We start from the raw sequence: 9,319 nt of genomic DNA, 5'->3' as shown, positions 1-9,319 counted from the left end.
CCGATCACGACGGCGACGGCGTTCTCGAATATGCACAGAACCTTATAAGTAGCCCTGGCAAGACAGACGGCCTTTACTGGCCCCCCAACCAGGGAGATCAAGACAGTCCCGCCGGAGCCTTCGTCGAACAGGCCGCTCTCGAGCGTGCGAAGGCCGGGGATGGCTATTTCGGCTACCGTTTTCGTATCCTGAAGGGCCAGGGCGCCAACATAGCCGGTGGCGACTACAGCTACATAATCAACGGCAACATGATCGTCGGGTTCGCGCTCGTCGGATGGCCCGTCAAATACGGTGAGACGGGAGTGAAGACGTTCCTGGTGAGCGAGAAGGGCGTCGTCTACGAACGCGATCTCGGCAGCAACACCGCCGCGGCGGTCGCGAAAATGACGCGCTTCAACCCTGACGAAAAATGGGACATCGTACCCAACTGATTTTGGCGACGGCGCATTTCAACACTGCCGTATTGGCTCGGGCGCGCGCCCATAAAACTCTTCGAACGTGTAGAAGGGAGGCAAGTCATGGGTCAAACGATGAGGGCCGCTGTGGTGCGGCCCGATCAAGAGATGTTGCGCAAGTTGATTGCATAACTGGTGCAGGCAGCTTGGGTCCCGAGCTATTGCTTCAAGTCAATCAGTGACGTCGTGTGCCGAATTGGCGCCAAAACATGCGAGGATCAATCAATGCTGTTCTTCTTTGCACGGACTGTACGCGCTTTGATCAGGGTATCGATCGTGGTGCTGGCCGCTTGTTGGACGTCGCTCCAAGTATCTGGTTCAGCGGCGTTGGCTCAGGATCCTTTTGGCCGTTTCCCTTTGGTCATCACCTGCCAATACAAGGACACGTTCCATGCATTTTATTTGTCCCGAGTCACTGAGGACGGGACGGCAACGTTTGTTGCGTCGGACCGAATCGGAGGTACTATTACTTTACATGGCCGTGCCAAAGCTATTGGAGATTCCGAAGGCGAGAGCTGCGTCGGCAAGACCCTCGAAGAGCTGAGGGCCTCGGGACAGGCGCGCGACATCAGATAGCGGTGGGCCGACCGGGTAATTCCTTCTGGTCGTCCGTCATGTGCGTTAGCATTAACACCCACGCTAGCTTCAAACAGTCTAAGATCGGATTCCCGCCCAAATTCTGGGCTGGTATTGACTACGCTCAATGCCCTGCCGCTGGGCGTACGCTATGTTCACGGCAAACCATCTTTGTGGAGCATTGAAATGATGAAGCTAGCGGCACTGCTTGGAATCGCAATCACAATCGCTACGGTCGCATGCCCGGTCGATGCTCAACAGACCCGGCGCGAATATCGCAGGATGAACTGGAGCGAAAGTCTTCCGGAATATGTTCGCACCTATCATGGCAAGCGACTATCTATAGTTAGCTACCGAACCGCAAACTTCTCCGAAACTGGTTCACATCCATCTCCCGGCAGCGCACAGCACCAGAAGGCCATTAGAGACGCGGCAAAGTCGAACAAGTGGCTTGTCGGGCAACTCAAGGCCAAGGGGCTCAAGCCCGACGACATCGAGTGGGTCATGCGGGCACGCAACGGCAACATGGTGTTCTATGTGGAGTGAGCTGGTGATCATTTGTGGCCGTGCTTGCCGCCATGCTCGGCGTCTCATACGTGCCTGATCGTGTCGATTGGAATGAAAGCGTTCCAATGAGGTGCCTCGATGTGGCAACCGATTTTGAAAGCGCCGCTCGCGCTCGAACTACAGCTCGCAGTCCTGGACGACGAGGGGGTGCATGCGCTTGTCTTTCCCTGTCGCAAAACGTTGCCCAGTGCGGAAAAGCGGTGGTCACCAGGCAATCATGCTTAAACTATGCAAAATTATCTGCAGACCCAGAGCAGCCTGGGTAACGCCAAGCACCACTGCCAAAACCTGTAGTGAAGTTCCGATCCATCTAAGGATAGACTCCGCGAACAGCATTGCCATCCAGTCCAGCGCCAAGATCAGCAATACGATGGCCGCCACGGTGAGCCCTTCCGTTTGGCGGTCACCCGCCAACGTCGCGAAGACGATCACGGCGGCTATACCATAAGGCGTCACGATCGTTGGAAACGCCAGCGGTGTAAGAGCTAGTCCCAGATCCGTTTGGCCCGGCTCTGTCGGTCGTACCGGGAGGTTAGCAGCCGGCTGCAAGACAGTTCGCAAGGCCACGATGAACAGGATGATGCCGCCGGTCATCGCCAGCACCGGCAACGAGATTTCCAGATTTTCAAGCATGGTGCGTCCGAGAAAGCCGGCGATCGCGAGCGCCGCCGCCGAGAAAAGGATCGCTCTGGAGGCTATTCGCCGCCGAACGCGGGGCTCATAGCTGCCTGCGAGGGCCTTGAATGGCACCAGTATCTTGATTGGACCGAGCATCAAAAAAAGCATCAGGAATATTTTGCGCGCGCCGAACTCCACTTCAGGCATGTCCCCTCCGAGCGGCGATTGCGCAAAGGATTGCACGGGAAGACATGCGGCCCAAACCACAGTCAGAACAAAGGCCAGGAGACTCCGCCGGCCGGGACAGCGCAACCAAGGATCTGCTTCTGCCTCTTTCTCCCCCGGATAAGTCATGGTCGGCCAGTCTCCAACCACGAAAGGGCTGCTGCTCGTTGCCCAAAGTCGAATGAGCGAATCTCAGGGTGGACGAAATAGTGGGCGATGGCGGGGATGAGCCTAAGAAGCCTGCTGCCGGTTACAACAGCAATCCGTTCGATTTGTCGATGGTGACCAGACACAAATTTCAGATGAGCGGCCAGGGCCCCGAAGTTGTTCCAGCCGGGGAATGATTCAATACTGATCATCAGACCGTTGAGTTTGCCGTCTGAACGAAGGACGAGCTCAACCCCATTCGCGATCGTCGCGAAGTCGGCCCGTTCGAGCGAACCGTGTGGTGTAATGATCAGGATGTTCTTGTCGCGCAGCGGCTCAACGACAATCATGGTCACCCCCACTTGTCCTTAGTACGGCTGGGTCAAACGCTCTCCCGGCGAACCTGACCTCGGCAACAACGAACAGCCGAACAAGAGCATGACATCGGCGCAACGAAGTTTCAAATCGCATTGCTGCGGCATCGTCCCTTTGGCCGGCGTCTCGACAATCAGCCTTGGGCAAAGTCAACGTGCCAATGCATCCCGCGCTCTCTGCCCATCGCTGTGCCGAATTTGGTTAGCGCCATCCGTCCGCTTCGCTGCTGCAGCGTCCATTCCACGTCCCAGAATTTCAGAGCCTCAGGGGCCTGGCAACGCTTTTAGCAGGTTGTCGCAGCGGCGCCCGGCTGCGCAATCTGCCTCAGCAATGCGTCTCGGGTAAATCGGCCAGAAGCTTGTCATAGAGGTCGAGTATTCCCCGCACTGTCGCATTTGCATCGACCGAACCGATGGCAAACTCACCGGCGCGACAATTTCCGGCAACCCGCCCGATCGCGCCGCGCCATGTGAAGACCTTCGAGCCGTAACCAGAGGCCAGAGCCGAACCGCGACTGTCTTGGCCGAAGTCTGGCACAGTTGCTTCGGCTTCATTATAAGGTTTTGGCAGAGACTTATAACGGCGGGATTACACGACAACAAACGCCGTTGTCATCAGGTCCCGTCAGTCTCCGATCTGCCCTCCCGTGGTGAGTGCGCACGCGCCGACGCGCCCTCCGTTCACACCAGCCCGATTTTTTCATTTGCCTGGCGGCATTTCGGCTAGCGGCGCGCGCCGGTTAATCCTCAAAGGCTCGCTAAGCGACTTGAGAAGCGAACTGGATGGTTGCCCGCACTGCTGCCTTCCACCCTCGAACCAACTGGAAATTCTGGTCAGCGCCCACGGATGGATGAAAGCCTTGTCCGATTTCCCGTTCGGCGGCGAACTGCTCCGGGCCTGGCCAACACCCGACGCCATGACCAGCCAGCCATGCAGCTCCGAGTGCTGTCACTTCGCTTGAACTCGATCGCTGGACAGTAAGACCGACGATGTCTGAAAGGCGCTGCATTGCCCAGGCGTTCTTCGACACACCGCCATCGACGCGAAGCAGCGATATGGATGCATCCGGCCAATCGCTCCGCATTGCCTGCATCAAATCATGCGTCTGGAGACAGATCGAATCCAGGGCCGCACGTGCAAGCTCCGCCGGACCTGAATTCCTGGTCATGCCGAAGAGCGTGGCCCGGGCGCTCGGATCCCACCAGGGGGCGCCGAGGCCAGTAAATGCTGGAACAAGATAAAGCTGCTGCTCAAGGTCTGCCTGCTGGGCAAGGTCGGCGGTCTGATCGGCGCTGCCGATAATGCCGAGACCATCCCGCAACCACTGAACCGCAGCCCCCGCAATGAAGATAGAGCCTTCGTGTTGCAGATGGCCGGGCGCTCACTTCAGCCCCAGCTCACAGAGAAAATTGCCCGTTCTTTGTGTCTTGGATTTTTCACAAATGCGGACCGGGTGTTTCGAACTGTTGTCTACTTGGCGGGTTAATACACACATATACAATTCCTCACCCTCGCAAATCCAGTCCGCCGATAGTCGTTGGTGGCAGTCCCGTCCGGCACCTTGGCCAGATTGCCTGAGAACCATCGCCGCAAGTCTATCGACGGCGACGCTGTTTTGGTTCAGGATCGCGATCGAACTTCCAGGCGTGTTTCTCGGGCGTTTGCCCATTGGTTGGGGCGCGACATGGATCGTCTCGATGCAATGCGTGTCATACTTGCGGTCGTCGATGCCGGCAGCCTGTCGGCAGCCAGCCGCAAGCTCAACGCGCCGCTTCCCAGCGTCAGTCGCAAGGTGGCCGAGCTGGAACGGCATCTCGGCGCCAGCCTCATCGTCCGCACCAGCCGGAATATCCAGCTTACCAATGCCGGGCGGGACTATGTCGATGCGGCACGACGGATCATTGCTGATCTTGAGGAGGCCGAGCGGCGCGCCTCGGGCGAGTACGAGGCACCACGCGGCGAATTGGCGATTACAACTGCGGTCGAATTCGGCACGGGCATAGCGTTACCGATCGCGCTTGCTTTCATGGACCAATATCCAGATGTCACGGTTCGCTTTCTCGCCGTAGACCGAATGGTTCAGCTGATTGAGGAGCAGGTAGACATCGCCATTCGCCTCGGACCACTCGCCGACAGCGCGCTCTACGCCGTCAGGGTCGGTGACTATCGAATGCTGACCTGCGCCAGCCCCCGCTATCTCGACCGACGTGGAACGCCGCGACACCCGCTCGATCTTGCTGACCATGACTGTATCCTCTTCGGCAATCCCTCCAAATTCTGGACCTATCACGTCAGCGGCGAGGAACTGATCGCAGCACCGCGTACCAGGCTTTCTGTAAGCACGGCAGCCAGCAATCTTACGGCGGCGTTGGGCGGTGTCGGGATCGCGCGTCTTTTCGACTATCAGCTCCAGGACGAATTCCGGTCAGGCGCGCTTGTCCCAATCCTGACCGAATATGATGGCCCGGCGCGGCCCGTACACATCGTCTATCCGCGCCAGGGGCTGCTCCCACTGAAGGTGAGAGCGTTCATAGATTTTGCCGCGCCAAGGCTGCGCGCCGCCTGCTGCGGCAAGCTGCCCGAGTCAACGGGCTTATCGGATTTGAGAGGCTGACTCTCACAATCCCATTCTACCGGCTGATAGCCCGGCGGTGCATATCTTGAGCATCCAAACGCCGGTCAGCGGGCAAACGCAATGGCCGCCCAGTCAGCAATTGTCGAAAAACGGGAATGATGACATGTCGCATCACGCAAAACGACCGCCGGCCGATATCGGGACCATCCCGATCGATACTGACATTACGCTCCGAAGGATGGTTGTCCATCGTGCGGATCCGAAGGGGACGGTGCTCCTCCTGCACGGCTTTCCCGAAACCATCTATGCGTGGAAGGACGTCGCGCCGGCGCTCGCAGACGACTTTGAAGTCCACGCTTTCGACTGGCCGGGCTTCGGCCTCTCATCGCGTCCCCAAGTCGATCGGTTCAGCTATGCGCCCCGCGACTATGCGCGCGTTCTGAAGAATTACATCGATCGCTCCGGTATCGATCGGTCGCAGCTCACTATCTACGCGACCGACATCAGTGCTCTGCCCACTCTCCTTCTGGCGCTGGAGGAGCCTGATGTCGCAAGGTCGCTCATTGTCGGCGACTTCGCACCATTCAATCGGCCAGCCTATATGTGGGAAAGCTTGCAGGCGCTTAAGTCGAAGCCCTCCTCCGACCAGGTTCGGGCTTTCATGAATGCAAATCGCGAGGAGATCCTGGCAAATACCTTTTTCCGCGGCCTTCCGGAGGAAGCCCGCTACGAAGTATCGCGCGAATTCCGGGAGGATATCGCGGTCGGCTGGGGTCACGGCGATATGACCTCGGTGGACGCCTTCTACCACTACTACTCACAGTTCACGCGCGACCAGGACTATTTCGAGGCGAATCTGGCGAGGCTCAGGACACCGGCAACCGTGGTCTGGGGTAGCGAAGACCTCTACATCAAGAAGGAAATGGGGATCGAACTTGCACATCGAATCCAGGCCGACCTCAAGCTTCTTCCCGACATCGGCCACTACCCGCATCTACAGGCCCCCAGCCAAACAATCGCGGAGATCCGCGGCTCGTTCCAATGACATCATCGTGGGCAGCAAGACACTCGCGCAAACCCGTACTGAAAGTGAACATCATGAATACCATCGTCAAAGCCGCGGCCGTTCAGATTAGCCCGGTGCTCTATAGCCGCGAAGCAACAGTCGAAAAGGTCGTCCAGAAAATCCATCAGCTCGCTCGGAAAGGCGTGCAGTTCGCCACCTTCCCAGAGACCTTGGTGCCCTACTATCCCTATTTTGCCGCCGTGCAAACGCCTTGGCAGCAGCTTTACGGCAACGAATTTCTAAGGTTGCTGGAGCAAGCCGTGACGGTGCCCTCGCCGACCACAGACGCGCTCGCCGACGCGGCGCGGGAGGCGGGTATGGTGGTGGCGATCGGCGTCAACGAGCGCGATGGCGGCACCCTCTATAACACGCAATTGCTCTTCGATGCCGACGGCACATTAATCCAGCGCCGACGCAAGATTACGCCCACCCATTATGAACGCATGATCTGGGGCCAGGGAGATGGTTCGGGCCTGCGTGCCATCGACAGCAAGGTCGGCCGCATCGGACAGCTCGCATGCATGGAGCATAACAATCCGCTCGCGCGCTACGCCTTGATCGCCGACGGTGAGCAGATCCATTCGGCCATGTATCCTGGGTCCTGCTTTGGCGAACCCTTCGCGCAGAAGATGGAGATCAATATCCGTCAGCATGCGCTGGAGTCCGGCTGCTTCGTTGTGAACGCGACTGCCTGGCTCGACGCTGAACAACAGGCACAGATCATGAAAGATACTGGCTGCGAGATCGAGCCGATCTCGGGTGGTTGCTTCACGGCCATCGTCGCACCCGATGGCAGCTTGTTGGCCGAACCCCTTCGCCAAGGCGAGGGCGAGATTGTCGTCGACCTCGACTTTTCGCGAATCGACAGGCGTAAGCAAGTGGTCGATTCGCGCGGCCACTATACCCGGCCAGAGCTGCTCAGCCTGCTGATCGACCGCACCCCTACGGGCTATATCCATGAGCGGCCCACGCATCCGACGATCGACGCCGTCCGCGATACGGCCGGGTCCTGACCCGGTGGTGGCTAACCACCGCGCCTGATTGCCCCACCGACAGCAGAGGAGTTCGACATGACCCCGACGTTTCTATTCGGCCTCACCGCCTCGCTACTGGTGATCGCGCCTATCGGGCACTTCTTGCCGGGGGAAGCTCCGGACGAGTTCGCGGCGGGGTTCTTGCCTTCTAGAAGAAGAACCCCTGACCGGGTTGGAACGGGGCGACTAGCGTCAAGAATGGCTAGCGCTCGACGCTTAAAATGTCACCCGCGCCACCCTGCTGCCACAAGAAACCACATCTGTTGGCAATCAATCTGACAGGAGTAGGAACATGAAGTTTACCGACACCGCACCAACTCTTCCACGTCCGGATGGGCCGCCCCCGTGGCTAGGCAAGCTTGCAAAGGATGCAACTCTCGAAGGAGCAATCCTAAAGCGCTCAGTTCACGGCAGGGACAACATTCTCACGCTCATTTCGTATGCCCGCACGTTGTACGAATTCCAAGAATATACCTATTACGGAAACTGGGACGACAATTTCTTCATGGAAGCATATCGATCGCGGATCAACGGCGTTCCCGTCGACTGCTTTATCGTTGCTCACATGAACGATAAGGGTGAAGCCGACTCTATATTGCTTCATCACTACCCGCTCAATGCCACGTTGGAGTTTTCTCGTCTCATGTGGGAAAAGTTTGGCGATCGATTTGGCGATCTTTACCTGAGCACCACACAAGCGGATGGAGTAGCCAGGGCGTCCAACACGTGATCGTCTGAGCCGAAGAGTTGCGGGGCAACGTCGCCGCGTATTGCGGCATTTCAGCCCAAGTTCACGGTGGGATCGTCGGCAAGATCGGCGACCGGTTCTTTGATGGAGCCGGACGCTACCTAAAGAGCCCTGACTCGCCCGGTCCACGTGGCATTGGCCGGATGCGCTGCAGCGCATATTGCCGCTGCCCGAATGTTCCGCGATCGCTGACGGGTCGAACGCAATTTCGATGCCTTCGACATGCATCCGTGATTGCGCTAGGTGGCTTTCGGCACATCCCCGTCAGCTAGCCCACCGGTCGCGATAACCCCAGGGAGTTTGCGGATCAAATTCTGCATCGCCCAGAAGCAGGGGCCCGAACAAGATGGGGTGGTTGCCGTCCATTGCAACGAGCGGCGTATCGCGCACTTAGCCGCCCGCCTGCCGAGGCCCCTGAAAGCCCGCTGAAGCTGATCGCCATGCACTAAATGCAGCTCTTGAAGGGGAGCAGAACCTATGACCCTCTCATTTTGATTCCTGGTGCAGTTGAAAGAATCAGAACCAACGGCCCCGTTATTGCGAAATTCCCTCTGCAGGAGGATTCGTAGGCGAGCTAGAACTTAGCCGGGGCGGAAGACGGATTTTATGAACGATCCCGCCGTCATTGCCCGACGGCGACAAGCGCTCTCTGATCTCGATGCGGCGGAATGACTGACTGGTCCGACTGTCAAAGCTAAAGTCGGTTGGTGCGTCTCACCCGCCCCCTCCCTTCCCTTGCAACTGGCCCAGCCGGTCCGGTCGGGGGCTTGCCTCAGTGCAAGTGGACATCGTGAGTGTCGCATTTCTAAATGGCTGAAGACCCGCCCAAGGTGACATTTCTTCTGTGGTTGCCGCCCGTAGTGCAAGCAGTTTTTGGCCTTTTGAACATGTGATCGAGTGCGGTCTTCTGTCAGGCCTTTTTGTGCGGCACTT

At 58.2% G+C, this 9,319-nt stretch carries 11 protein-coding genes and 2 pseudogenes; 8 read left to right on the top strand and 5 right to left on the bottom strand.

What is annotated here, in order from left to right; all coding sequences use genetic code 11:
• The 3 genes from C934_RS0130965 to C934_RS0130955 form a co-directional block, all read left to right on the top strand.
• The coding region (locus C934_RS0130965) for a DUF2950 family protein (protein WP_018860384.1) at positions 1-431 on the top strand (431 nt) is incomplete at its 5' end.
• A gap of 249 nt (positions 432-680) precedes the next feature.
• Positions 681-1,031 carry a hypothetical protein gene (locus C934_RS0130960; RefSeq protein WP_018860383.1) on the top strand — a complete coding sequence of 117 codons (351 nt, stop codon included), beginning with the start codon at positions 681-683 and terminating at the stop codon, positions 1,029-1,031.
• Positions 1,032-1,217: 186 nt separating this feature from the next.
• A complete protein-coding gene (locus C934_RS0130955; RefSeq protein ID WP_018860382.1) occupies positions 1,218-1,577 on the top strand; it encodes a hypothetical protein in 360 nt (119 codons plus the stop codon).
• Positions 1,578-1,802: 225 nt separating this feature from the next.
• On the opposite strand, the gene C934_RS34450 is transcribed toward C934_RS0130955, so the two are convergent.
• The 4 genes from C934_RS34450 to C934_RS33085 form a co-directional block, all read right to left on the bottom strand.
• Complete coding sequence (locus C934_RS34450) at positions 1,803-2,423, bottom strand: MarC family protein (RefSeq protein WP_245268055.1); 621 nt, start codon at positions 2,421-2,423, stop codon at positions 1,803-1,805.
• 143 nt (positions 2,424-2,566) lie between these two features.
• Positions 2,567-2,938, bottom strand: a complete 372-nt coding sequence (locus C934_RS0130945) for an STAS/SEC14 domain-containing protein (RefSeq protein ID WP_026372225.1) — start codon at positions 2,936-2,938, stop codon at positions 2,567-2,569.
• A gap of 349 nt (positions 2,939-3,287) precedes the next feature.
• Positions 3,288-3,500 carry a hypothetical protein gene (locus C934_RS34980; protein WP_018860379.1) on the bottom strand — a complete coding sequence of 71 codons (213 nt, stop codon included), beginning with the start codon at positions 3,498-3,500 and terminating at the stop codon, positions 3,288-3,290.
• Positions 3,501-3,720: 220 nt separating this feature from the next.
• Positions 3,721-4,332, bottom strand: a complete 612-nt coding sequence (locus C934_RS33085) for an FGGY-family carbohydrate kinase (protein ID WP_083929948.1) — start codon at positions 4,330-4,332, stop codon at positions 3,721-3,723.
• Positions 4,333-4,647: 315 nt separating this feature from the next.
• Between C934_RS33085 and C934_RS0130930 the strand changes: the two genes are divergently transcribed.
• The 5 genes and pseudogenes from C934_RS0130930 to C934_RS36090 form a co-directional block, all read left to right on the top strand.
• Positions 4,648-5,577 carry a LysR family transcriptional regulator gene (locus C934_RS0130930; RefSeq protein ID WP_018860377.1) on the top strand — a complete coding sequence of 310 codons (930 nt, stop codon included), beginning with the start codon at positions 4,648-4,650 and terminating at the stop codon, positions 5,575-5,577.
• Positions 5,578-5,701: 124 nt separating this feature from the next.
• Entirely contained in the window at positions 5,702-6,583 is an 882-nt protein-coding gene (locus tag C934_RS0130925; protein ID WP_018860376.1) for an alpha/beta fold hydrolase, read from the top strand.
• Positions 6,584-6,636: 53 nt separating this feature from the next.
• Entirely contained in the window at positions 6,637-7,617 is a 981-nt protein-coding gene (locus tag C934_RS0130920) for a carbon-nitrogen hydrolase family protein (RefSeq protein WP_018860375.1), read from the top strand.
• A 313-nt stretch (positions 7,618-7,930) separates the two neighbouring features.
• On the top strand, positions 7,931-8,368 hold the full coding sequence (locus C934_RS0130915) for a hypothetical protein (RefSeq protein WP_018860374.1): 438 nt from the start codon (positions 7,931-7,933) through the stop codon (positions 8,366-8,368).
• A 47-nt stretch (positions 8,369-8,415) separates the two neighbouring features.
• Positions 8,416-8,576 (top strand): annotated as a pseudogene (locus tag C934_RS36090) (adenylate/guanylate cyclase domain-containing protein); the annotation flags it as partial.
• Here the strand turns inward: C934_RS36090 and C934_RS36570 are convergent.
• Positions 8,567-8,706, bottom strand: a pseudogene (locus C934_RS36570) (peptide-methionine (S)-S-oxide reductase MsrA); the annotation flags it as partial. The pseudogenes C934_RS36090 and C934_RS36570 sit on opposite strands and share 10 nt — an antisense overlap.
• Positions 8,707-9,319: the final 613 nt, after the last annotated feature.

It is taken from the genome of Rhizobium sp. 42MFCr.1 (genome assembly GCF_000377185.1).
Taxonomy (GTDB): Bacteria; Pseudomonadota; Alphaproteobacteria; order Rhizobiales; family Rhizobiaceae; genus Rhizobium; species Rhizobium altiplani.
This window is presented reverse-complemented; position numbering and strand designations above follow the sequence as displayed.